Raw genomic sequence first — 22845 nt, 5'->3', positions numbered from 1 at the left:
GTGCGCTTTTTTTACCATCGTAAATTGAAGCCGCAACCCTTAACTGTACCCCGTGAGATATGCCGTTTCTGTGGATGAGAGCGACCGCTGTTGTTACTGTGAGCCTGTGCGCATATGTTGGAATACTCAATCTTGATTTCCGGGCAAGGCGGACAGGCGCATAATGACCTCCCAGTTGGATTTTTTTGCACCCGCGGCAGCGCGGCTTCCGCAGGCTGAAAGAGGGCGAAAAGCGAGTGGTCGCGAAACGGCCCAAAAGACCGGTACGGACGATGAGGCCCTTGCCGCACATCTTGAATCCACCGGTAATTATCGTGTCCTGCGCCGGCTGCAGCCGCGCGTGGTCGTCGATCGGCCAAGGCCGGAATTCGCCCGTCAGGGGGTGATCCTCGATACGGAAACGACGGGCCTCGACCATCGCACCGACGAGATCATCGAAATCGGCGTCATCGCTTTCACATTCGACGATAACGGCACAATCGGCGATATCACCGGCATCTATGGCGGGTTGCGACAGCCGGGTATCGCCATTCCCGAAGAAATCACCCGTCTGACCGGGATCACCGACGAGATGGTCGCGGGGCAGGCGATAGACATGGATCGGCTGACCTCACTTATTGCCCATGCCGATCTGATCATCGCCCACAATGCCGGTTTCGACCGCCCCTTTTGCGAGGCCTTCTCGCCGATCTTCAGGGACAAGGCATGGGCCTGCTCCGTTTCGGAAATAGACTGGCGCGCGCGTGGTTTCGAGGGCAACAAGCTCGGTTATCTGATCGGGCAATCCGGCTATTTCCACGATGGCCATCGCGCGGTGGACGATTGTTTCGCGCTGCTGGAGGTGCTGGAGCAGACGCGCCCCGGCCAGAGCAGCACGCCCTTTGCCGAACTTGATGAGGCGAGCCGGCGCTCAAGGGTGCGCCTCTACGCGGAAAACAGCCCGTTCGACATGAAGGATCATCTGAAAAAGCGGGGCTATCGCTGGTCGGACGGTTCCGATGGCCGGCCGAAATCCTGGTGGGTCGAACTGCCGGAGGAAAAGCTCGAAGAGGAACTGCATTTCCTGCGGACCGAAATCTACCGCTGGGACGCCGATCCCACGGTCAAATATCTCACCGCTTTCGACCGGTTCAAGGCCGGGTGACGCGCGGGACATTCCGGGTCCGCAGATTGCATACAATTTCTGCAATGAATCGAAAACAATCGATGTAAAATTGGGCAGGTCCTTGCAAGGGTCTCCAAAGCGCAGAAAAATATCGTTTTACATCAATGGCTAAGCCGATTGGCACGGCTCCTGCATGACAAAGACGTCGCAGGAGAGTGTTTATGAGCAAAGCCGCAGCAATCGACATCGCGTCCGTATCCAAGATTTACGGCAATACCACCGCCGTGCATGCGATAAGCCTCAAGATTCCGGCCGGGAGTTATTGCTGCCTGCTCGGCCCGTCGGGCTGCGGCAAGACCTCGACATTGCGGATGATTGCCGGCCACGAAAGCATCTCCAGCGGCGATGTCCGGCTAGGCAATACAGTCGTCACCGATCTGCCGCCCGCCCGGCGCGGCACGGCGATGATGTTCCAGTCCTATGCGCTGTTTCCGCATCTCGATCTCGTCGACAATGTCGCCTTCAGCCTCAAGATGAAGGGCGTGGACAAGGAAACCCGCCGGGCGAAGGCGCTCGAAATGCTGCGGCTGATGCAGCTCGAACCCTATGCCAGCCGCCGTCCGGCCCAGCTTTCCGGCGGGCAGCAGCAGCGCGTGGCGCTGGCGCGTGCGCTGATTACCGATCCCGAGGCGCTGTTGCTGGACGAGCCGCTTTCGGCGCTCGACCCGTTCCTCAAGATTCGCATGCGCGCCGAGCTGAAGAAGCTTCAGACCTCGCTCGGCATTACCTTCGTTCACGTCACCCACAGCCAGGAAGAGGCCATGGCGCTGGCCGATATCATCGTCGTCATGAATGACGGTCGCATCGAACAGGCGGCCACGCCGCGCGAGGTGTTCGAGCGTCCCGCCACCGCTTTCGTTGCCCGCTTCATGGGCGACCACAATGTCATTTCCGGGCGTTACCGGGAAAAAACGGACGATCTCGTCACGCTCGAAGTGGCGGGCGGCGGCACTTTCACGGCAAGCGGCGTCGCCCCGGATGACGGCGCGGTCGATATCGCCGTGCGCACCGACCGCGTGCGCGTCGGTGAAGCAGACCAGCCGGGCCTCGGTTTCACCGGCATCGTCTCGAATGTCGAATATCGCGGCGCAAGCGTGAAGATCGCCGTAACCGGCGCGGGCATCGAGGATTTCAACGTCATCCTCAGCGATGCCGCCTTCTTCGAAAATCCGGTCAGGACCGGCGACGCCATACCGCTTTCATGGAATGCGGCCGATGCCATCGTGCTCGGCCGGGTAGAGAAGTGACCCCAAAAATAACCAGAGGAGAACTTTGAAATGACCGATACCACCAACAGCAAAAAGGGCCTGTCCCGCCGCGGCCTCCTGAAGGCGGGCGCAGCCGCCACGGGTGCGGCGATCGGCTCCGGCCTCATCACCGGCTTCCCGACCATCTGGGCGCAGAACCCGATCACCATCCGCCAGTTCGGCACCGGTGTGTCGAACCTCAACGCCATTGCCGAAAAGTGCAAGGCCGATCTCGGCATCACGCTCGAAATGACGGCGACGGATTCGGATGCCGCCGCCCAGCGCGCCGTCACCCAGCCGAATTCCTACGACATCGCCGATATCGAATACTGGATTCTGAAGAAGGTCTATCCGGCCGGCGTCATCCAGCCGATGGAAATCAAGAAGCTGAAATATTACGACAAGATCGTGCCGCTGTTCAAAAACGGCAAGCTGAAACCGGACAGCGTCGTCGCGCAGGGCACGGCCCCGCACACCGTCGGTTTCGTCGAAAAGCCCGGCGACAAGAAGTTCGCCAAGGGCGAGACCGATTATTTCACCATGGTCCCGACCATCTACAATGCCGATACGCTCGGCATCCGCCCCGATCTCGTCGGCCGCGATATCTCCAGCTGGGCCGATATCATGGACCCGAAGTTCAAGGGCAAGACCTCCATTCTCAACATCCCCTCCATCGGCATCATGGATGCGGCGATGATCATGGAAGCCATGGGCAACATCAAATATGCCGACAAGGGCAACATGACCAAGGAGGAGATCGACAAGACCATCGACTTCCTCATCAAGGCGAAGAAGGACGGCCAGTTCCGCGCCTTCTGGAAGAGCTTCGACGAAAGCGTCAACCTCATGGCGTCGGGCGAAGTCATCATCCAGTCCATGTGGTCGCCCGCCGTCGCGGCGGTCCGTTCCAAGGGCATCGCCTGCAAATACCAGCCGCTGAAGGAAGGTTATCGCTCCTGGGGCGGCGGTCTCGGTCTTGCCAAGCACCTTTCGGGCGCGAAACTCGATGCGGCCTATGAATATATCAACTGGTACACCTCGGGCTGGGTCGGCGCTTATCTCAACCGTCAGGGCTATTATTCCGCCGCCATGGAAACGGCCAAGGAACACATGACCGCCGACGAGTGGGGTTACTGGGTCGAAGGCAAGCCGGCGCAGGGCGATATCATCGCGCCCGACGGCAAGGTCATGGAAAAGGCCGGCGCGGTGCGCGATGGCGGCTCCTTCGAGGAACGCATGGGCAAGGTCGCGTGCTGGAACTCCGTCATGGATGAAGACCGCTACATGGTCCGCCGCTGGAACGAATTCATCGCGGCCTGATGTAAAAAACGGGATCGGTGGCGGCTTGTCGTCACCGGTCCTGAAAGCGGCAGTCGCCCAAACCTCTCCCCCGTCATCCTCGGGCTTGACCCGAGGATCTAACGAACCACCACATCAGACGTGGTTAGATCCTCGGGTCAAGCCCGAGGATGACGTCGAGAGTGCGGAGGACTTGTCAACATGCTTGCTGGCGGCATCGCCGCCGGTGCTTCAGCAAATCCAGCGAAAGGCTTCATGATGGTGACGGTCAGACTCATCGGCGTCAGCGACAAAAAGGACAGGCCGCCCCGCAGCTTCGCGCTGCCGCAAAAGCTCGTGTCCTATGTTCAGGCCGCGCCGCTTTTGCTGATCCTCGGCTTTTTCCTGGCTCTGCCGATCCTCATGATCGCCGTCGTCAGCTTCTGGGATTACGATTTCGCCCAGATGTATCCCGATTTCGTGACGTTCAACTATCTGGAAACGCTCGGCTCCTGGGTCACCTGGCAGACCTATCTCAACACCCTGAAATATGCCGCCATGGTCTGGGCCATCACGCTGTTCTGCGGTTTCTGGGTCGCCTATTTCCTCGCCTTCCACATCCGCACCACCACCATGCAGATGGTGCTCTTCCTCGTCTGCACCGTGCCCTTCCTGACGTCGAACATCATCCGCATGATCTCCTGGATTCCGGTGCTTGGGCGAAACGGCCTCGTCAACAGCGCCCTGGTCGGAACCGGTATCATTCCCGAACCGATCGAATGGCTGCTTTATTCGGATTTCGCCGTGGTGCTCGCCATGGTGCATCTTTATACGCTGTTCATGGTCACGCCGATCTTCAACACGCTGATGCGCATCGATAAATCGCTGATCGAGGCGGCGCGTGATGCGGGTGCGACGGGCTGGCAGACGCTCGGCAACGTCATCATTCCGCTTGCCAAGCCCGGCATGGCGATTGGCAGCATCTTCGTCGTCACGCTGGTCATGGCCGATTTCTCCACCGTTCAGGTCATGTCCGGCGGCCAGAGCGCCTCGGTGGCGCTGATGATGAAGAACCAGATGTCGCTGCTGCAATATCCGGCCGCCGCTGCGAACGCCGTCATCCTGCTCATCCTCGTTCTTCTGATGGTCGCGGGCATTCTGCGCATCGTCGATATCCGCAAGGAGCTTTGATCCCATGCATCAGGAAAAACGCGGCCGCGAATTCTATATCCTTGCCTTCTTTTTCACCCTCTTCGTGCTGTTTCTTTACGGCCCGCTGTCGGCCATCCTCATCCTCGCCTTTCAGGGGCCGAATGGCGGCCTGACTTTCCCGCTGAACGGCGTCTCGCTGCACTGGTTCGGCAATCTCTTCGAACAGCAGGCCGTCGGCGATTTCGGCGGCTCCTTCCGCCGTTCCTTCGCTCTTGGCCTGATGGTCATGGCCGTTACCGTGCTTGTCTCGCTACTGGCGGGCCTTGCCTTCCGGCGCAAATTCATCGGTGCGACGCCGTTGTTCTATCTGTCGGTCGCAAGCCTTGTGGTGCCTTCGATCATCATTTCGCTCGGCATCGGCGTTCTGTTCCAGCAGCTCGGGCTGGAGCCGTCATGGTATACGTCCGCCTTCGGCGCGCATCTCACCTGGACGCTGCCCTTCGGCGTGCTCATCATGCTGGCCGTCTTCAACCGCTTTTCGCCGTCCTATGAGGAAGCGGCCCGCGATCTCGGCGCGTCTTCCTGGCAGACCTTCGCCCATGTGGTGCTGCCGATGATCGCGCCGAGCCTGATCGGCGTCGGTCTCTTCGGCTTCACGCTTTCTTATGACGAGTTCGCCCGCACATTGATGACGTCAGGCACCTACAACACGCTGCCGCTGGAAATCTACGGCATGACCACCAATGTCACGACGCCGGTGCTTTATGCGCTCGGTGCTGTTACAACCCTGTTTTCCTTCCTGGTGATCGCGGTCACGCTCGGCCTGATCGTCACGCTCAATCGCCGCCATTCGCGCGGATAAAGAAACGTAAAATGCGCATTCTCGTCATCAATCCCAACACCACGCAATCCATGACCGCGACCATCGCCGACGCCGCGACGCGGATAGCCGGCCGCGATACGGACATAATGGCCGTTACCTCGTCCATGGGCCCCGTTTCCATCGAAGGTTATTACGACGAGGTTTTCGCCGTGCCCGGCCTGCTGCTGGAGCTGGCAAAGGCGCCGGCGCTTGGAGCTGACGCGGCAATCATCGCCTGTTTCGACGATACCGGGCTCGATGCGGCCCGCGCCCTGGCCGATATTCCGGTTATCGGCATCTGCGAGGCGGCGGTTTCCGCCACCGCCTTCATCGCGCAGAAATTCACCATCGTCACGACGATGGAACGCTCGCGGCTGCCGCTGGAACATCTCGTCCATCGTTATGGCATGTCCGCCCGCTGCAATGTGCGCGCCGCCGATATTCCGGTTCTGTCGCTGGAAGATCCCGCCTCGAACGCCCGCGAAAGGCTGCGCGCGGAAATCTCGCTGGCCCTGAAAGAGGACAGGGCGGAGGCGATCGTGCTCGGCTGTGCCGGCATGGCGGATCTTGCCGCCGAACTGCGCGATGAGTTCGGCGTGCCGGTTGTCGATGGCGTCGCGGCGGCCGTCAAGCAGGCGGAATCGCTGGTGTCCATGGGGTTGTCCACCGCCAAGCGCGGCGCTTATGCCACGCCGCTTGCCAAGCCCTATCGCGGCTTGCTGGAGCCATTCCGGCCGGACAGGCTCTCCGGAGCATCCGCAGACGGCGGAGACGTTCTCGCCGCCTCCGCCCATAAAACGACGAAGGCGAGCTGATAGGCCAGATCCCGCTGGACATTCTGCAATGCCAGGTCGCTCAGAACTATTCTGGGTCCGTTTCTTTGCAAGATGTTCAACCGCTCGGCCCTGGCGAGTATGGCCGTGACATGGGCGCGGCTGACCCCATAGGCGCGCGCCGTCGCCTTGCGGGAGAACACGCAACCCGTCGCATCGCACGTATCTGTTTTCGCGGCGGACAGCAGGTCCAACAGGATCAGGAAACCCGGCGCATGCCCAAGGAACATCCGCATTTCCTCTGAGAGAAAAGGCAAATCCTGCGCGTGCCGCAGAAACCAGCTCACACCGTCGATAAGAACGCCCGTTCCGATGGCTTCCTCCGCAGGCTTCTCCATTGCCGGGAGGGTTTGCCACGGCGAGGCCGCGACGCGATAGGTGCTGGCAAGCGTCTCGATTGCCGAAATAATCCAGCCGTTTAGCGACCATGGCCGCTCGCGGTTATCGTCGCCGGGCGGGTGACGCTGCGCGGTATCTTCCAGTTCCAGCCAGTCGATCAATGCGCGGGTCCTGCGGCTGGATGCCCAGCCGGGTGGAACGACGACTGCCTGAACCGCCGCCAGCGTAAATAGCCCGCCATGGACCGATGCGATGCCCACTGCGCACATGACGGTGGCGAATGCGCCGAAGTCTCCGAGCGCGCGAACGAGGCGCTGCTCCTGTTTGAAGGCGGTCGATATGTGGGTGCAAAGATAGGCGACAGCATCACCAAAGGCATCGTCGTTCAGGATTCGGTTCGCAAGTAAGCCCAGCCTCTCTCGAAGCATGTCCGGCCGAGGCCGGGCGAAGTCCCTTTTCGGGTGCGTCTTTGAAGCTGGGGCGCCTGCTTTTCCGGATACCTTTCTCCCGTGGTTTTTTGCTCATCGCTACTTTATGGCGAATTCGAAAACGTGAGTTCTGTTCGCTGACGACGGCCGCGCAGGGCAGTCGTGACAGCCGAAAGGTTCCGCTCCGAAAGATGCGTGCATTTTGTTGCACTCCCCCGAGGCCCTGTTGAGCGGTATTAAAAAATACTCTCATAAATTGAATGTTAAAGGGCACGTAAAAATGTGTTCCCTTTTGAGACGGTTTGCGGGAGTAACGCTGACAATAGCGTTATATGCTGTTTTTATTGCATAATTTAATGAAGTGTCGGATGTGGAATCTTTCGTCCATTTGCCTTGAATGCAATCTTTGATGGTTGCTTTTTAGGCCTTGACGACGTTGCAGACGATGCGTCCGAAACCACCCGATATCCGAATGTTACTGCCATGTCTCTGGCACGGTCGGCAGCGATGCCGGGCGGCGCATGGAGCCCGTCATGCCTTTTATTCATCCCCAATTCTCCAGAGGAGGTTGAAATGATGCAACTTAAACATGTTGTTTTTGCTGGCCTTGCGGCCTTCGCAATGCAATTCGATATCCCGTCCATGGGCCAGCCCGCCATTGCGAACGCAGCCACCCTCACCGCCGAGCAGACGGCGGCTTTCCAGTCGAAACTGGAACAGGCGGAAGCGAGCCGCGAACTGCTCGGCCGCCGATCCGTGTGCCTGATGGAACATCTGACGGCGCAACAGCAACTCAGCGCCGACCGCGAGAAGGCGCTGGGGCAGGCCATGTACCTGCAGATCGAGCTGGAGCGGCAGGTGGTGCAGTCCGAAACCAGCGTGAAGGGCTACGAGGAGCTGGTTCAGTCCGAGAGCGAGAACGTCAGGGCGCGTCAGGCCACCTTCGAAAAAGCCCGGAGGGAAATGGACGAGCAGGCCAAGCGAGTAAAAATATGCAGCGGCGTCCTCTTCTTCCTGCCGGGAATTTGCCAGATCGGTGACGCCGCGGTCAAAGCGCTGGGCTGGATGAATGATGCGGAGCGGGAATACCGCACCGCGCAGCCGCGTCTGGACAATGCCCGGGCGGCTCTTGAAGGCGTTCGCAACCAGCTCGAAAACAATCGCCGCCAGCTTGCGGCGGCACAGCAGAGCCACGCGGAAAACCAGAAGGCGGTGAAAACTCTGGAGGAGCAGATCACCAGGCTCAAAGCGGCGATCTCCACCATCAACGTCAAGGTTCAGGACTTCAACATTCAGGTCGGCAACTTCACCAGCGCTCTGAAGGAAGCGAGCGAGGTCAATCCTGACGATGCGAAAATACGTCAGGTTACGCGGCTGTCCGCCGAGATCGACGGCCTGACCAAAGACGTGCCGCAGTTCATTTCCTCCACCGAGGCCGGACTGCCGGACGACGCGAAGAAACAATGCGGATCGTGAACGATCAACCCCATGACTCTCCGTAACCACCCATCAACAGGAGCATGAAAATGAACAATGTCGTCAATCTCGAAAGCCGTGAAACCAAACTGAACAGCGCGATCGACGCCGATGTCGAGGCAATCGTGTCGAAGCCGGAATTCAGCCTTCCCAAGGCGGATACGGCGCTTGTCCGATATTATGTCGACAAGATCCAGGGAACCTACGATGTCGAGCGCGCCAAGCGCGACACGGACAATGCGATCGACCTGCTCTACATCGCCTATAACACCACACCACAGGAGGAAGGCAAAATTCGCGGCCGCATCACCGCCATCATGGACAACTTGATAAGGGCGCAACAGGACAGTGAAATCACCATGAGACATGCGATGGGGCTTGCCAATCGCGTCCGCGTTTCAGTCGACGACCTCTTCCCGGACTGGCTGGACGTCCGCGAGGGAAATGATCAGGGCGAGATCAAGGCTTTCGTCTCCAACGACCTGATAAAGCTCGCGAAAGATATCCGCGACAAGGCGTTGAAAGTGCGGGACGATCTGCTTGAGGTCGCCGCCACCTATGATGGCATCATCAAGGCGACCGCGCAGATCACCGATGCGAGCGAAATGGTACTGAGCAAGCGTCTCGACGACAAGGCGACGATGGAACGGGAAATCCGGGAGGCCGACGCGCGGCGTCAACAGCTGGAATCGCTTGTGAACGATCTGAAGGTGCAGGTTGCGGAGTTCGAAAAGAAGGCTCGTGAATATGAAAAGCGGGCCAATACAGCGGAACAACGTGCTTTCATCATGTCGATTGTCCGGGTCGGCGCACAGATGATTTCAAGCGCTATTCCAGCAATCGCCATGGTTGCGGGCGGCCCGGCCTCCATGCTGGCCTCGTCGGTCGGCGGCGCGCTTTCGGGACAGTCCAAGGGTGGCCAGGATGCCGACGGGCAGGGGCAGGGCGGCAGCTCCCGCACACCGACAACCGGTGGCGGCAAGACGGATGCGGCCGCCACGCAAAGCAAGCTTTCCGAGCAAAAGGCCGAACTGCGCAAGAGCGAGGAAAAACGCGATAGCTTGAAGACGGATATCAAATCGTTGGAAGACAGCAGATCGGCGCTGGCGAAGGACGCCGACGGCGCCGATCCGAAATCGAGCAAGGCCGTGGAACTTGCCGAGCTCGACAAACGCCTGACCGCGCGTGCTGCCGAACTGAAAGCGCAGGAGGAAAAGATCGCAGGTCAGCAGACCCTGATTTCCAGCCTCCAGGCTTCGCTCGACGCGCTCGACAAGGGGCTCGGCAAGCTCACCGACGAGCAGCAGCAACAGGCGGCAAGCCTGCGCGACATGCAGATGAAGATGATCGACAAGGCGGAAGCCTATGAGAACGAACGCCGCACCCAGGCCGCCGAACTCATCAAGATCAACGCTCTGCTCAAGGGAAAGCAGGATGAGAGCGATAAGATCAAGCTTGCGGTCCAATCCCTCAACGTCAGCATTACGGCACTGAAACGCATGAAGGAAATCATTGAGGAAATCGCCTTTTTCTTCAAAAGCTTCGCCGATTTCATGCAGGCCGTGGCCGACGATGCCGCGCATCAGATCAAGGCAATCGACAATGTGGCCGAGCTGGAGGTCATTCGCAAGAACCGCCTCGCCCAGCTCGTTCGCTCCGTCAACGAGTTTTTCGTCAGGCAGACCGGCCAATGGTATGCGGTCGCGACCGTCAGCGAAAGGTTCAACCGCAGCTTTGCGGATGGATGGTCGAAACTCAACAAGCTGCAGGGGAAATATCTCACTGGCGCGGAACTGACGAACTATTTGGCGGAAGCCTCGGAAAAGGTCTCGGCCATTGTCGCCGAACGGGAGGCCGCGGCGGACGCAAAAATCGCGTCGTTGCAGGCCTATCGGCAGGATCTGAGCAAGACCGCCTGATCCCCTGAGAACCTGCCGGTCCTGTCCCGGCCCGGCAGGAAGCGTATCCATGGTCCCGGCCGAACACGTCCCCTCGGGCATGGGATCATGGGCAATGTCCTGCCGGCGCATGTGCCGGCAGGACGGCCGCCGAAACCTCGACATTCACCAAACAACGACAGGCATCCGGCCGCTATCGAAGCGCCCCATGCCACGTCATTTTCAGAAAGGAGAAGACCATGCCGACAGTCAACAAACCTCCCGTTTTGGTGCCTCAGGACACCCCCGCCTGGTGCTTTGCCGCCGTTGAGCAGATGGTGCGGGCCTATTACCGGCTTCCCGCCGCCACCCAATACGAGATTGCAAGGCGCAACACCGAAGCGCTTGCCACCGTCGACCCGCAGGTTCAGGAGCGCTGGGAGCTGGCGCAGGTTCTGGATCAATCCGCCAGCATCGACGAACAGGGCGGCGGCAATGCGAACAGCAATGTCGTCAAGCTGGTTTCCAGCCAGTGGAACGCTTTCGATCACACCACGACGGGCGGCCACTTTGTCAATGGCCTGACAGCCGATATCGTCAGACACGAGATCGATAACAACCGCGTCTTCGTGATCGGGACGGAGTACCACTATTACCTCGTCTACGGCTACACCGTGAACGGCAAGGATATCGAGCTACATATCCTCGATCCATGGCCGGTCGGGCGGGGCGGTGCCAGAACCCGCATCGGCCTGCAGGAATTTCTGGCAATGCCGGCCCGCGTCGCCATCACCTTCGGCTAGGTTGGCAAGCCGGCCGCGTTCCCATCGATTGCCAGAGATATCCGGCAGCCAATCAACCCACAGATCCCACCATGCGATCCCGCACGTCAACGTCCGGGAACAGGTGGTCCATGTCCAAAAAGGAGATACACATGCCACTTCTCGGCAATTTCGTCGTCAAGCATATCCGACCCTTCGGCGAAGCGGGCTATGATGCTTTCGGCAATGCGCAGACCATCGAATTCCTCTCGAGCCTCGGGCTCAGCACGGGGGATATCGCCAATATCTTCGCCGCATGGCGCCTGGCGGCCCTGGCCGATCCCGTCGGCGAGAGCAATCTTCTCGTTGCGGCAGCGAATGCGCTGGCGCAGGCGCGATGGGAAAACCTCTATGAAACGCAGATGAGCACGGTGCTTTTCCTCGACGATGTCCAGCTCGAATCCCTCAGCCATCTCGAGCCCGGGGTGAACCGCAACTTTTCGTGGCGATCCCCGACCCCCATCGCCGCCGCGGTGACTATTCATAACGGCAGCAACAGGCATCACATCATCTGGGAGGCAACGGGTTTTTCCGGCGGCACCGATGAAAATGGCTGGATTTCGCACTTCGCCGACCTGTTGCCGACCGAGAGATAGGTCCTTCGCCGGATAATCGCCAAATGGCGCCGGAACGTTATCGCAACCTTCCGGCGTCGATGCCGCCAGCCCCTTCATATCCCTGTCATAATGGTGTCTGATACCGAAACCGTTCTGAGGCTGATATGTGTTGACGACGAGCCGTTGCACGCAGGGAGTTCTTTGGTGAAATCGTCAACGCAAAGCATAGAGACCGAAGTGCACGGCCAGAGACACGGCACGCCCGGTGAGGTTTTTGCGGCCTTCCTGAAGCTCGGCGTCACCTCCTTCGGCGGCCCCATCGCCCATCTTGGTTATTTTCGCGATGAACTTGTCGTGCGGCGCAAATGGATCGATGAGGCCGGTTATGCCGATCTCGTGGCGCTCTGCCAGTTTCTTCCCGGCCCGGCCTCCAGTCAGGTGGGGTTTGCGCTCGGGCTGCTGCGGGCAGGCCCGCTCGGTGCGCTGGCGGCCTGGACGGCCTTTACCCTGCCATCCGCCATTCTCCTCTTTTTCTTCGCCATGGTCGCCGCCTCCATCGAAGGGCCGGTCGGCACCGGCCTGCTGCATGGGCTGAAAATCGTCGCCGTCGCCGTCGTGGCACAGGCGGTCTGGGGCATGGCAAAAAGCCTTGCGCCGGATCGTGAGCGGGCCAGCATCGCGCTTGCCGGCATCGTCTGCGTCGTGTTTGTCGCCGGCGCCTTCGGGCAGATCCTGGCGCTTGCCGTCGGCGCTCTCGCCGGGCTTGTCTTCTGTCGCGCCGATGCCGCGCGGCAGGCTACCCATCTCGCCTTCCGGGTGCCGAAAAGCGCCGGATACATTGCGCTCGCCACCTTTGCCCTGCTTCTTGGCCTCCTGCCGCTCCTCGCAGCGGTCGCGGCGTCACAGGGACTCTCCTTGTTCGATGCCTTTTATCGCGCCGGCGCGCTCGTCTTCGGCGGCGGCCATGTGGTGTTGCCGCTGCTGCAATCGGAAGTCGTCGCCACGGGCTGGGTCACGGAAGATGCCTTCATCGCCGGTTATGGCGCAACCCAGGCTGTGCCCGGCCCGCTCTTCACCTTCGCCGCCTATCTCGGTGCGGTGGTGGGGCCGCAGCCTAACGGCGTTGCAGGCGCGGCGATCGCCCTTGTTGCGATCTTCCTGCCCGGCATGCTGCTACTGGTCGGCGCGCTGCCTTTCTGGGAAGGGTTCCGCAAACACCTTCTGGCACAGGCCGCCATGCGCGGCGCAAATGCCGCCGTTGTCGGCATTCTGGGCGCCGCACTTTATGATCCGGTCTGGACAAGCGCCATCTTCACCCCGAAGGATTTCACCCTGGCGCTCACTGGCTTCGTCCTGTTGACGATCTGGAAAACCCCGCCATGGGCCGTGGTGGTCCTCTGCGCGGCCGGCGGCGTTCTGCTCGCCCTGGCATAAGCCTTATTCCGCAGCGCCGATGCTGTCGAACATCCAGTCGGAAAAGGCCTGCATGGCGGGTGTGGGAGGTTTCGATTGCAGCCGGGTCAGCCAATAGCTCCCGAGCGAAATGGTGACCGGAAAAGGCTGGATGATCGCGCCGGAGGCCAGATGCCGCGAAAACATCGATGGTGGCGCCAGCGCCACGCCCAGCCCCTGCAGGGCCGCCTCCATCATGCCCAGAGACGTATCGAAAACAATACCAGCATTCACCTGCGCCGCGGGCATCACGCCGGCCGCGGCAAACCAGTTGCTCCATTCATCGGCCCTGTAGCTGCGCAGCAGCGTCGCTTCCATCAGATCGGCGGGTGTTTTCAGCGTCTCCGCCAGCTTCGGCGTGCAGAGCGGGGAGAGAGGCGCCTCGAATAACCGAAAGGCATCCGTGCCATGCCAGGAGCCCTGGCCGAAACGAATGGCGAAATCCAGCCCTTCAGCCGCCATATCCACCCGGTTATTATTGGTGGAAACCCTGACATCGATGAAGGGATGCTGCTTCTGAAACGCCTTCAGCCGGGGCAGCAGCCAGCCCACGGCAAAGGTTCCCACGACACCCAGAAACAGCAATTCGCGCACCTGCCCGGCCTCGATCCGGTCGAGCGTCGTCGCCATCTGGTCGAAGGAACTCGTCACCGTCGGCAGCAGGGCCTCGCCTTCGGCGGTAATCTTCAGGCCGCGCGGAAGCCGCTGAAAAAGCGAAACGCCAAGCCGCTTTTCCAGCCCTTTCACCTGCTGGCTCACAGCCGCCTGCGTCACACACAATTCGATGGCCGCACGGGTGAAGCTCAGGTGCCGCGCCGATGCCTCAAAAGCCCGTAAGCCGTTCAGGGGAAGAAATTGCCGAACCATTCAAGACCTAGATTTTCTTGTGTCTCTTCCGAGATATCATGATTTGTTCGTGCAATGTAGGCCGGTTAAACGTCTTTCGCTGGGAACGGCCCACGGGCTGAAAATCCACCCTAGGTTTTGGAGAACGCGAAAGATGAAACTTAATCGCAGACATATCGCACTGGCCACTTTGCTTTCGACCGGCCTGTTTTCGCAGGCGCTTGCCGCCGATGATGCGAAGCTGAAAGCGATAACGGATGCCGCGATCAAACCGGTCATGGAGAAAAACGGCATTCCGGGCCTTGCCGTTGGTATCAGCGTCGATGGCGAAAGCCACATCTTCACCTATGGCGTCATGTCCAAAAGCTCGGGCCAGCCGGTGACGGCGCAGACGCTTTTCGAACTCGGCTCCATCTCCAAGACTTTCACGGTTACCCTCAGCACCTATGCCGAAATGAATGGCCAGCTTTCGCTCTCCGGCAAAGTCGAAGATTATCTTCCCTCCATGAAGGGCAAGCCCTTCGGTGATGTCACGCTGATGCAACTCGGCACCCACACCGCCGGCGGCTTTCCTCTGCAGGTGCCGGATAACGTCAAGACGGAGCAGCAGTTGATGGCCTATCTCAAGGCCTGGAAACCCTCATACAAGCCCGGAACACACAGAACCTATGCCAATCCCAGCATCGGAATGCTCGGATACATCACCGCAAAGGCCATGGGCCAAAGCTTCGATGACGCCATGAAAGATACACTCTTTCCCGCTCTGACCTTGAAGAACACCTTCACCGTGGTGCCCGACGCGAAGATGGCCGATTACGCGCAGGGCTATAAACGAACCGGCGAGCCCGCCCGCGTGACACCGGCTGTTCTCTCCTCGGAAGCCTACGGCGTCAGATCGACAGCGGAGGATATGATCCGTTTCATCAATGCGAATATGGGACTGGAAAAGCTGGGCGGAAAAATCCAGCAGGCGCTCGCCAACACCCATACGGGATATTTCGGCGTCGGCGCCATGACGCAGGACATGGTCTGGGAGCAATATGCTCATCCCGCGCAGCTGAAGACATTGCGAGAGCTGAATTCCGGCGCCCTGCTCAAGACTGTCCCGGTCTCTGAAATTTCACCACCCATGAAACCGCGCCAGGACGTCTTCATCAACAAAACCGGCTCCACCAATGGTTTCGGCGCTTATGTGGCGTTTATACCAAAGCAGAAATTGGGCATCGTCATTCTGGCCAATAAAAACTATCCCAATGAGGAGCGGGTTTCCGCGGCATATGAGATTTTGACGGCCCTAAAAATACTCGAATAGTGATCTTTCGAAACGTATTTACTTTTGTTCTGTCGGCTACAGCGCGGGGTTTATATCTTGCGCCCGATGCCGTCACTAACAACTCAAAGTTCGAGCTCTCGATCGAACGGATGCGAAGCGCGCTCGTCGTAGTCGCACCGCGACAATTCCTCTTGCAGTGCTTCCAGTGCCACGGAGGAATATCCGGGACGCCATATTAGATGCGTACAGGTCTGCGCGAATTTTGGCGGCAAGGGCAGCGCCTGCACTTGGCCCACAGCATGGACCGCCCGAAGCACCGAACGCGGCATTATCCCGATACCCGATCCGGCTGCGACGCAGGCGGTGATCGCGTGATAGGAGGTGAGTTCGAGAATTCTTTCAGGTATGATCTTCGACATTGAAAGCCAATCCTCCAGTATGCGCCGATAGGAACAACCAGTGGCGAAGGCGATCACGGTGCGTTGCGCCAGTTGCCGAGCCTCTGCAAGCGAAGTTACGTCCTTGGAGCCAATCAGCATCAATTCTTCGGTGAAGGCGGGCCGGGCTTCCAGATCGTCCGCCAAAAAGGGATCGGAAACGAAGGCTGCTTCCACATCAAAGCTGCGAACCCGCTCGATCATCGAGGTCGTGTCGCCTGTGACCAGTTCAAGCTGAACCTCTGGGTAGCGTTCATGATAGGAAGACAGTAGCGGCGGCAGACGCGCAGCGGCCGTGCTTTCTAGGGTTCCAATTCTTAGCCTTCCGCTTGGAGACCTGGAGCGCAATGCTGCTTCAGCTTCGGTCGAAAGGCGCAACAACCGCTCTGCATAGGTAAGAAGTAGGTGCCCCTCAGCCGTCAGAACGAGTTTGCCGCCCTCACGATGAAACAGTGATACCTGCAATCGCTCCTCAAGGTTTTTGACCCGCGTAGTAATGTTGGACTGCACTCTGTTCAGCCGTGCGGCGGCTTTTGTGATACCCCCGCAATCAACCACGGCCTTGAATATCTCCAGGGAATCTATGTCAATGTTTCTCAATTTAAGAACTCCTTATCTCTATTATTCATTTTTCATGATGTTGAAGGCAAGCTAGAATGTTGCGATTTTGATTGAATTCCGCGGTTGTCACCCGATGACGGCCCTAACCCCTTTTGTTGCGAGGAAATCCCGCCTTGGCTTCCGATCCCCTGCTACTCATCCAGGCGGGCTCACCTCCCGAAGAGATCCGTAACCCGCATGGTGACCTTCCCATATGGTTCCGGCGCGCTTTCGGATCGCTTGCCGAGACGGTGCGTGTCATTCGTGTGTTCGAAGGGGAGGCGTTGCCGCGGCCACAGTCCGTTCAAGGTGCGATCATCACGGGATCATGGGATATGGTGACGGACCGCCTGCCATGGAGCGAAGCGACGGCGCAATGGATACGTGAAGCCATGGCGGTCGAACTGCCGCTGTTTGGTGTCTGCTATGGTCATCAACTCATAGCTCATGCTCTTGGCGGGCATGTGGACTATCATCCTGACGGACGCGAGATCGGCACGCAGTCGATCCACCTGCTGGCAGGTGCAGAAGATGATCCGCTGCTTAAGGCTATGCCTGCCCGGTTCCCGGCGCATCTGACCCACATGCAGACCATCATCACCCTCCCGGCCGGAGCGCAGCCACTCGCTGCTTCCGATCATGATCCGCATCAGATCGTTCGCTATGGGCGCAATGCGATCTCGACGCAGTTTCACCCCGAATTCACGCCGGACATCTGCGCCGCCGTCATTCGTTTGCGCGCTCATACATTGCGCGAGGAGGGCCGAGACCCGAATACCTTACTTGCCGCAGTTGAGGATGCGCCGGAGCCGCTGGCGCTGCTTCGTCGGTTTATCGCGTTGGCATTGGAGCAGCAGCAGCCCACTGCATTGACCTAACCGCATGTCATGAAAGCGAGGACACAATATGCCGTACGTTAATATTAAGGTCACCGGTGGTGCGGAGGCCCCGACAGCCGAGCAGAAAAGCGAACTCATTCGCGAAGTCACGCAACTTTTGGCGCGAGTTTTGAACAAGAACCCGGCGACAACCGTTGTCATTATTGATGAGGTTTCCATGGATAATTGGGGGGTCGGCGGCGAAACTACGACAGTCCGTCGGCAAAAGGCCAAATCGCAGGGCGCTGCCTAAGCCAAAATCCGTCAAGGGGCGTCACATGAAGAAATTGGGTCTCATCGGCGGTATCGGGCCAGAATCCACCCTGCTATATTACCGTAAGCTGGTCTATGCGGCTCACGAGCGCGTCGGAGAGCACTTCTTTCCCAATTTGACGATCGAGAGCCTGAATGTTTTTGACGTGTTCCGCTTCTGTCAGGGAAAGGACTACGACGGGCTGGCTACCTATCTCATGACAGGCATTAACAACCTGATTGCCGCCGGGGCCGAGATTGTGGCTCTGACCGGCAATACGCCGCACATCGTTTTCGACGCTTTGCAGGCACAATCCAGCGTTCCGCTCATTAGTATTGTCGAGGCGACCCGCGACGAGGCGGTAAGCCAAAATTTCCGTCGTCTAGGGTTGCTCGGCACGCGCTTCACCATGGAGGCGGATTTTTTCAAGGAGCCGTTCCGGGCAGCCGGTCTTGACGTGGTCGTGCCAACTGCGCCGGAGATCGATTATATATCGGGCAAGATCGCAGATGAGCTGGAACGGGGCCTCGTCAAGGATGAAACCCGAGAGGGTTTCCTTGCCATCGTTCGGCGCATGAAGGATGAACATGGCATGGACGCGCTGATATTGGGGTGCACCGAACTGCCGCTTCTGTTTAAGGATGCTAGGGTACCGGTGAAGACACTGGACACGATGGATGTGCACATCGACGCGCTGCTTTTTGCGGCACTGTAGATTTGCAAGCATTTCAGGATGGGTGCTGAGATAGGCTAAGACACGGTAAAAGCCGATCTAGGCCCGCGTTAAAAAGCTAAATCCATGATGCTTATATCAGCGTGCGTTGAAATCGCCTCGTGAAAGTAATACCATCTTTGATGTTGGTACTACAGGAGCGCCAAATGACGACGACAGTAACCGCCAAAGGGCAGGTCACCATTCCGAAGGCAGTGCGGGAACTTCTTGGTATTGCTCCGGGAAGCTCTGTCGATTTTGTTCGCGCTCCAGATGGCCGGATTGTTCTCGTCAGGGCCGACAAAAAGCAGCCGCCAACGCGCTTTTCCAAACTCCGGGGCCATGCCGGGGAAGGCCTGGATACAGACGCCATCATGGCGCTTACGCGTGGTGAGAAGTGACGCTCGTTGATACAAATGTCCTGCTTGATCTGGTAACGAATGATCCGACATGGGCCGATTGGTCAATTGAACAACTCGAAATTGCAAGCGTCTCCGGTCCATTGTTCATTAACGATGTTGTTTATGCGGAGCTTGCCGTTCGGTATGAGCGCATTGAAGCTTTGGATGTCTTCGTTCACGAGGCGGGATTAAAACTGGTTCCCTTTCCCCGCGCTGCATTGTTTTTAGCGGGAAAGGTCTTTGGCCAATATCGTCGTGCTGGCGGCCCTCGTACAGGCGTTTTGCCTGATTTTTTTATCGGTGCTCACGCAGCGGTTCAAAATTTTCCGCTTTTGACACGAGATGTAGGTCGATATCGATCCTATTTTCCAACCGTGACATTGATCTCTCCTGAACGGTAAAGGAGCAGGCTTTTCTTATGCTGTTTTTCCGTTCTGTCTCAGACGGATAATGAAATGCGCTGTTGCGGGAGGGAGCCATCCTGCGTCAAGGCTTGCGCGCTCAAGCGAGCATCCAAATTTGTTAGAGCGGGTGGTGTGGGCGAACGGCGTGAGGGCTGTCGGATCGTGTCTGCACCGTCAAAGCTAAACGCAGAATACGAAGACGTCTCATACCCACGATTATCTCATTTTACTAAAAATAGTTGTATTTGTTAAACTGAGTGCGGATTGCTTGTCGCAAGCCTCATCTGGCAGATTTTGGCCGCAGATGTAGGAGATTTGCCATGACCACGATTGGATCGACAGCATACTACAACTCCACTAGTTATTACGGTGGGCATGAAAAGACGGATGCCAACGCTACGATTGGATCGACTGAAGATTATACCTCCGGCCTTCGTTACAACGGAACGGAAAAAGCAACCGCCAAGGGTCGTGAGACTCACGCTTCCTCTGCGGTATGGCAGGATAAAAGCAGCCAACGTCGGTCCCTACCGCAATAGTCTTACAACTTGACAGAATATGATGACCGCCAATCCGCCGAGAGCTGCCGTCACTGCGAGGGACGAACCTATACCGATCCCTGACATCGCCAGCGCTAGCATGAACGGCGCCAGAGCAGACAGAATCAGGCGGGCCGCCATCGTCTTTCCTTGGAGGTGGCCATAGCCCTCGCTTCCAAATAGGTATAGTGGCAGCGACCCTGTGACGATGCTGAGCAGGCCATTGCCCATACCGAAGACTACCGCAAACAGCATAGCGCCCGGCACCGAAGGGGCCGTCAACAAGAGGATGATTACACCGCTAGGGATCATCCCGGCAGCGACTAAGGCCAGATGGGGTGCTTTGACGTTCTTTCCAAACACCATGTTGATCAGGCGACTCGCAACCTGTGATGGCCCAAATAGTGTTCCGACGACTGCCGCTGTCGCTCCAAGCCCCAGTCCCGACAGTATTGGCACCATGTGGACCAGCACCGCAGAGCTGGCCAGCGACATGAGGGAGAAGCCTGAGACCATCAGCAGGAACCCAGCCCTGCGACTTGCCATTGGCAAATGCCCTTCGACCTGAGCAGAGGTTTCTCGTCCAACCGTTTGATATCTTGAGGCATCGTGCGCGAGCCAAGCGTGGATCGGCAGGCATACCAGCAGGTTGAGACCAGCGAACACCAAATAGACCTGCTGCCACGACATATATGTGTGCAGGGCCGTTGTGATTGGCCAGAACAAAGTAGATGCGAACCCGGCTATAAGCGTCAGGTATGTAATGCTACGCGATGCGGCTTGAGGCTGAAGTTGAACGAGAAGCGCAAACGCTGCGCCGTATTGGACGAGATTTGCCGCAACTTCCACGGCGATCAAGGCCACGACGAAAAACGTTCTAGCCGGTGCGTAAGCACATGCCACCAAAGCCGCAGCGGCTACCACCGAGCCAATAGTCATTACCCGCCCGGCGCCGAGCCGGTCGAATAGCTTTCCGAGCCAAGGCGCTGTCAGCCCACCGATCAACAATGCGGCCGACAATGCGCCGAATATCCACTCGGGCGATAGCGCAAAGTGGATTGCCATGTCGGGGGCAAGGATGCTGAAGCTGTAGTAGAGGGTGCCGTAGCCGATGTTTTGGGTTATCCCTAATAATAAGACCGCAACTATCGGCACTCGCTCAGACATAATGGCCTTCGAGCGCTTGAGTGATCAGACAATGCGTGAAACTTCCCATTAGATATTGTCCGTCGAGTGAGTGCAGCAGGTGGCAGCGGTTGCCGGAGCCAAAATTTGGGGGTGTCCGCTGCAACAGTCTTCCATTAGGAAGCGCACCAATCCACTCAAGGCGTCGTAGTTTGCTGTGTATATGATTGAGCGAGCTTCTCGCCGTTGATCGATGAGCCCCGCGCGGTCCAGCTCCTTGAGGTGAAACGAGATATTTGAAGGCGAGACCTCTAGGCGTTCTGCTATCGAACCCGCTGACATTCCATCAGGACCGGCCACCACCAGCATCCTGACGATTTGCAATCGTGTCTCCTGAGACAAAGCACCGAATGATGCCAGGGCTTGACGTTCTTCCATATTTCAATAATCCTTTAAATATTGAAGCAAGGAGTAACGTAGATGAGTGCGATTGACAAGGCCCTATCTTCCGACATCAATCTTGGGTTTCTATTCGACACGCTGGCGAAGACGCCTAACTTACCGCTCATCTTCCTCTATGATGGGGGTACAGTGAAGCCGGGATACCACGTTACTGAAGTTAAGGCCGGGCAGTTCTCTGCGCTGGACTGCGGTGCGAATCCTGAGGCATGGGCTGAGATATTCGTGCAGCTTTGGGATATTGAAGAAGGTGAGCGTACGCATATGCTCTCCAGTAAGTTCGTGACTATCATTCGCAAGGTTTCCGAGCATGTGCAACTCGACGGTTCGGCTCGACTTACGTTTGAAGTCAGCGATGGCGTGCGCCCATTGCAACTCTATTGCGCAGCTTCTCCGACCGTATGGGAGGGGGCGGTCTATATTTCTCTTGAACCCCGGCCTGCCAGTTGCAAACCGCGTGATCGTTGGCTTACAGAACGGTCGATTTCCACGTCATCGTCGTGCTGCGCGTCGACAGCTGGGGTGTGCTGCGGTTAAAATTCATAATCGCTTTATTCCGTCTGGTTTTTTGGAGGGCCTTATTTTCTTTTTTATCCCCACCCTATTTGCCTGAGCTATACTGCCCCTGTTCCGCGATAAAGCGGAACCGGCGCCGGCTGTGAGAGAAAGACGTCACTCTCATATCTCGGGGGCTGACAGAGAATTACCCTCTGGCAATGACCGGAGGAGAGATGGAATCTGGTTTGTGGTGGGCCTTCTATTTCTCTGAAGATCATTGGCTGAAAGACTGCCTTTGCCAGGCATAAACCGCTGATGCGGGGCACTGATAAGTGTCTTTATTTCCACAGGCGGCAATTTTCAGTGCCCCGTTGCAATGCCCATCGAGCTGAAAGGCAGATGGGAAAGAGAGATGAAGATCATAACACGGACGTAACTGCGTCGCGTGATAGGAAAGGTGTGTTCAAATGGGTCTCTATGAGATGTACGTTCTTGCAGCTCGTGCAGATACAGCCCTGATGAGGCGAAGGGTGGCGAAGATTATGAATCGTCGGCGCAAGAAGCAATATTTACACAACCAGAAGAAGAATTCGGATTTGGAAACCGAGATGACGAGGGGAGTACACCTTCGACCTGGGAGGATTCCATAAACATATATTTATATATATGCAGAAACATATAAAATATATGTTGCGTTGAATTGTATAGGAATATTTGAGGGCGGATGAAAATCCGCGGCCAGAATCTTGCTTTTACGGCCTGCAATTTGCGGATTGCGGGGCGGTAACACGCGTAAATATATGATTTTTATGTTGAAATTACTGATATGGCCGGAGAATGATTATGCGTGGAAACTATACGAGCGAGATGGAATTGATTAGAGCGGAGATCAGATTCGAGTGGCGATCGATCATAATAACAATATCATGATAT

At 57.8% G+C, this 22845-nt stretch carries 24 protein-coding genes; 19 read left to right on the top strand and 5 right to left on the bottom strand.

Annotated features, from left to right (window positions below):
• Nucleotides 1-163 precede the first annotated feature (163 nt).
• From ACQZ5N_RS03645 to ACQZ5N_RS03620, 6 genes are all read left to right on the top strand, one after another.
• On the top strand, nucleotides 164-1144 hold the full coding sequence (locus tag ACQZ5N_RS03645; RefSeq protein ID WP_448732127.1) for a 3'-5' exonuclease: 981 nt from the start codon (nucleotides 164-166) through the stop codon (nucleotides 1142-1144).
• Nucleotides 1145-1326: 182 nt separating this feature from the next.
• The gene (locus tag ACQZ5N_RS03640) at nucleotides 1327-2412 is read left to right on the top strand and encodes an ABC transporter ATP-binding protein (RefSeq protein WP_443408570.1); all 1086 of its coding nucleotides are present in this window, start codon (nucleotides 1327-1329) and stop codon (nucleotides 2410-2412) included.
• A 30-nt stretch (nucleotides 2413-2442) separates the two neighbouring features.
• Entirely contained in the window at nucleotides 2443-3732 is a 1290-nt protein-coding gene (locus tag ACQZ5N_RS03635; protein WP_137004526.1) for an ABC transporter substrate-binding protein, read from the top strand.
• Nucleotides 3733-3969: 237 nt separating this feature from the next.
• Nucleotides 3970-4881, top strand: a complete 912-nt coding sequence (locus tag ACQZ5N_RS03630; protein WP_004432889.1) for an ABC transporter permease — start codon at nucleotides 3970-3972, stop codon at nucleotides 4879-4881.
• A 4-nt stretch (nucleotides 4882-4885) separates the two neighbouring features.
• Nucleotides 4886-5704: an ABC transporter permease gene (locus ACQZ5N_RS03625; protein ID WP_448732126.1), complete on the top strand. Its 819-nt coding sequence runs from the start codon at nucleotides 4886-4888 to the stop codon at nucleotides 5702-5704.
• 11 nt (nucleotides 5705-5715) lie between these two features.
• Entirely contained in the window at nucleotides 5716-6519 is an 804-nt protein-coding gene (locus ACQZ5N_RS03620; RefSeq protein WP_448732125.1) for an aspartate/glutamate racemase family protein, read from the top strand.
• Here ACQZ5N_RS03620 and ACQZ5N_RS03615 read toward each other — a convergent pair.
• Nucleotides 6411-7037 (bottom strand): hypothetical protein, encoded by a 627-nt coding sequence (locus tag ACQZ5N_RS03615; RefSeq protein WP_448732124.1) that lies wholly within the window; start codon nucleotides 7035-7037, stop codon nucleotides 6411-6413. The two genes, ACQZ5N_RS03620 and ACQZ5N_RS03615, sit on opposite strands and share 109 nt — an antisense overlap.
• A gap of 78 nt (nucleotides 7038-7115) precedes the next feature.
• Here ACQZ5N_RS03615 and ACQZ5N_RS03610 point away from each other — a divergent pair, with 78 nt between their 5' ends.
• The 6 genes from ACQZ5N_RS03610 (at nucleotide 7116) to chrA (ending at nucleotide 13469) form a co-directional block, all read left to right on the top strand.
• The gene (locus ACQZ5N_RS03610) at nucleotides 7116-7283 is read left to right on the top strand and encodes a hypothetical protein (RefSeq protein WP_448732123.1); all 168 of its coding nucleotides are present in this window, start codon (nucleotides 7116-7118) and stop codon (nucleotides 7281-7283) included.
• Between the two features lie 594 nt (nucleotides 7284-7877).
• Nucleotides 7878-8780 (top strand): hypothetical protein, encoded by a 903-nt coding sequence (locus ACQZ5N_RS03605; protein ID WP_448732122.1) that lies wholly within the window; start codon nucleotides 7878-7880, stop codon nucleotides 8778-8780.
• Between the two features lie 50 nt (nucleotides 8781-8830).
• Nucleotides 8831-10699, top strand: a complete 1869-nt coding sequence (locus tag ACQZ5N_RS03600) for a tyrosyl-tRNA deacylase (protein ID WP_448732121.1) — start codon at nucleotides 8831-8833, stop codon at nucleotides 10697-10699.
• A gap of 218 nt (nucleotides 10700-10917) precedes the next feature.
• Nucleotides 10918-11460, top strand: coding sequence for a hypothetical protein (locus ACQZ5N_RS03595; RefSeq protein WP_448732120.1), 543 nt, complete (start codon nucleotides 10918-10920; stop codon nucleotides 11458-11460).
• 131 nt (nucleotides 11461-11591) lie between these two features.
• The gene (locus ACQZ5N_RS03590) at nucleotides 11592-12074 is read left to right on the top strand and encodes a hypothetical protein (protein ID WP_448732119.1); all 483 of its coding nucleotides are present in this window, start codon (nucleotides 11592-11594) and stop codon (nucleotides 12072-12074) included.
• Between the two features lie 165 nt (nucleotides 12075-12239).
• Nucleotides 12240-13469, top strand: coding sequence for a chromate efflux transporter (chrA, locus tag ACQZ5N_RS03585; protein ID WP_448732118.1), 1230 nt, complete (start codon nucleotides 12240-12242; stop codon nucleotides 13467-13469).
• A 3-nt stretch (nucleotides 13470-13472) separates the two neighbouring features.
• Here the strand turns inward: chrA and ACQZ5N_RS03580 are convergent, their stop codons facing one another.
• A complete protein-coding gene (locus tag ACQZ5N_RS03580) occupies nucleotides 13473-14354 on the bottom strand; it encodes a LysR substrate-binding domain-containing protein (RefSeq protein WP_448732117.1) in 882 nt (293 codons plus the stop codon).
• A gap of 133 nt (nucleotides 14355-14487) precedes the next feature.
• On the opposite strand from ACQZ5N_RS03580, the gene ampC reads away from it, so the two are divergent.
• On the top strand, nucleotides 14488-15645 hold the full coding sequence (gene ampC / locus ACQZ5N_RS03575) for a class C beta-lactamase (RefSeq protein ID WP_448732116.1): 1158 nt from the start codon (nucleotides 14488-14490) through the stop codon (nucleotides 15643-15645).
• Between the two features lie 83 nt (nucleotides 15646-15728).
• Here ampC and ACQZ5N_RS03570 read toward each other — a convergent pair whose 3' ends face one another.
• On the bottom strand, nucleotides 15729-16643 hold the full coding sequence (locus tag ACQZ5N_RS03570; protein ID WP_448732115.1) for a LysR family transcriptional regulator: 915 nt from the start codon (nucleotides 16641-16643) through the stop codon (nucleotides 15729-15731).
• Nucleotides 16644-16777: 134 nt separating this feature from the next.
• On the opposite strand from ACQZ5N_RS03570, the gene ACQZ5N_RS03565 reads away from it, so the two are divergent.
• The 5 genes from ACQZ5N_RS03565 (at nucleotide 16778) to ACQZ5N_RS03545 (ending at nucleotide 19288) form a co-directional block, all read left to right on the top strand.
• Nucleotides 16778-17521: a glutamine amidotransferase gene (locus ACQZ5N_RS03565; protein WP_448732114.1), complete on the top strand. Its 744-nt coding sequence runs from the start codon at nucleotides 16778-16780 to the stop codon at nucleotides 17519-17521.
• 28 nt (nucleotides 17522-17549) lie between these two features.
• Nucleotides 17550-17774 carry a tautomerase family protein gene (locus ACQZ5N_RS03560; protein WP_425646533.1) on the top strand — a complete coding sequence of 75 codons (225 nt, stop codon included), beginning with the start codon at nucleotides 17550-17552 and terminating at the stop codon, nucleotides 17772-17774.
• 25 nt (nucleotides 17775-17799) lie between these two features.
• A complete protein-coding gene (locus ACQZ5N_RS03555) occupies nucleotides 17800-18489 on the top strand; it encodes an aspartate/glutamate racemase family protein (protein ID WP_448732113.1) in 690 nt (229 codons plus the stop codon).
• 164 nt (nucleotides 18490-18653) lie between these two features.
• Nucleotides 18654-18887 (top strand): AbrB/MazE/SpoVT family DNA-binding domain-containing protein, encoded by a 234-nt coding sequence (locus tag ACQZ5N_RS03550; protein ID WP_448732112.1) that lies wholly within the window; start codon nucleotides 18654-18656, stop codon nucleotides 18885-18887.
• On the top strand, nucleotides 18884-19288 hold the full coding sequence (locus tag ACQZ5N_RS03545; RefSeq protein WP_448732111.1) for a type II toxin-antitoxin system VapC family toxin: 405 nt from the start codon (nucleotides 18884-18886) through the stop codon (nucleotides 19286-19288). Before ACQZ5N_RS03550 ends, ACQZ5N_RS03545 begins: the two co-directional genes overlap by 4 nt.
• A gap of 530 nt (nucleotides 19289-19818) precedes the next feature.
• Here the strand turns inward: ACQZ5N_RS03545 and arsK are convergent.
• Nucleotides 19819-20997, bottom strand: a complete 1179-nt coding sequence (gene arsK / locus ACQZ5N_RS03540) for an arsenite efflux MFS transporter ArsK (RefSeq protein ID WP_448732110.1) — start codon at nucleotides 20995-20997, stop codon at nucleotides 19819-19821.
• A 48-nt stretch (nucleotides 20998-21045) separates the two neighbouring features.
• Nucleotides 21046-21393, bottom strand: coding sequence for an ArsR/SmtB family transcription factor (locus ACQZ5N_RS03535; protein ID WP_448732109.1), 348 nt, complete (start codon nucleotides 21391-21393; stop codon nucleotides 21046-21048).
• A gap of 42 nt (nucleotides 21394-21435) precedes the next feature.
• Between ACQZ5N_RS03535 and ACQZ5N_RS03530 the strand changes: the two genes are divergently transcribed.
• The gene (locus tag ACQZ5N_RS03530; protein WP_448732108.1) at nucleotides 21436-21951 is read left to right on the top strand and encodes a DUF6428 family protein; all 516 of its coding nucleotides are present in this window, start codon (nucleotides 21436-21438) and stop codon (nucleotides 21949-21951) included.
• The last annotated feature ends 894 nt before the right edge of the window (nucleotides 21952-22845 follow it).

It is taken from the genome of Agrobacterium sp. 22-221-1 (assembly GCF_053522445.1).
This window is presented reverse-complemented; position numbering and strand designations above follow the sequence as displayed.

Coding starts and splice junctions, on each gene's coding strand:
- ACQZ5N_RS03550 (WP_448732112.1), top strand. CDS start 18,654: ATGACGACGACAGTAACCGCCAAAGGGCAGGTCACCATTCCGAAGGCA.
- ACQZ5N_RS03645 (WP_448732127.1), top strand. CDS start 164: ATGACCTCCCAGTTGGATTTTTTTGCACCCGCGGCAGCGCGGCTTCCG.
- ampC (WP_448732116.1), top strand. CDS start 14,488: ATGAAACTTAATCGCAGACATATCGCACTGGCCACTTTGCTTTCGACC.
- ACQZ5N_RS03635 (WP_137004526.1), top strand. CDS start 2,443: ATGACCGATACCACCAACAGCAAAAAGGGCCTGTCCCGCCGCGGCCTC.
- ACQZ5N_RS03630 (WP_004432889.1), top strand. CDS start 3,970: ATGGTGACGGTCAGACTCATCGGCGTCAGCGACAAAAAGGACAGGCCG.
- ACQZ5N_RS03595 (WP_448732120.1), top strand. CDS start 10,918: ATGCCGACAGTCAACAAACCTCCCGTTTTGGTGCCTCAGGACACCCCC.
- ACQZ5N_RS03580 (WP_448732117.1), bottom strand. CDS start 14,354: ATGGTTCGGCAATTTCTTCCCCTGAACGGCTTACGGGCTTTTGAGGCA.
- ACQZ5N_RS03530 (WP_448732108.1), top strand. CDS start 21,436: ATGAGTGCGATTGACAAGGCCCTATCTTCCGACATCAATCTTGGGTTT.
- ACQZ5N_RS03605 (WP_448732122.1), top strand. CDS start 7,878: ATGATGCAACTTAAACATGTTGTTTTTGCTGGCCTTGCGGCCTTCGCA.
- ACQZ5N_RS03590 (WP_448732119.1), top strand. CDS start 11,592: ATGCCACTTCTCGGCAATTTCGTCGTCAAGCATATCCGACCCTTCGGC.
- arsK (WP_448732110.1), bottom strand. CDS start 20,997: ATGTCTGAGCGAGTGCCGATAGTTGCGGTCTTATTATTAGGGATAACC.
- ACQZ5N_RS03610 (WP_448732123.1), top strand. CDS start 7,116: ATGGACCGATGCGATGCCCACTGCGCACATGACGGTGGCGAATGCGCC.
- ACQZ5N_RS03600 (WP_448732121.1), top strand. CDS start 8,831: ATGAACAATGTCGTCAATCTCGAAAGCCGTGAAACCAAACTGAACAGC.
- ACQZ5N_RS03640 (WP_443408570.1), top strand. CDS start 1,327: ATGAGCAAAGCCGCAGCAATCGACATCGCGTCCGTATCCAAGATTTAC.
- ACQZ5N_RS03560 (WP_425646533.1), top strand. CDS start 17,550: ATGCCGTACGTTAATATTAAGGTCACCGGTGGTGCGGAGGCCCCGACA.
- ACQZ5N_RS03625 (WP_448732126.1), top strand. CDS start 4,886: ATGCATCAGGAAAAACGCGGCCGCGAATTCTATATCCTTGCCTTCTTT.
- ACQZ5N_RS03555 (WP_448732113.1), top strand. CDS start 17,800: ATGAAGAAATTGGGTCTCATCGGCGGTATCGGGCCAGAATCCACCCTG.
- ACQZ5N_RS03620 (WP_448732125.1), top strand. CDS start 5,716: ATGCGCATTCTCGTCATCAATCCCAACACCACGCAATCCATGACCGCG.
- ACQZ5N_RS03535 (WP_448732109.1), bottom strand. CDS start 21,393: ATGGAAGAACGTCAAGCCCTGGCATCATTCGGTGCTTTGTCTCAGGAG.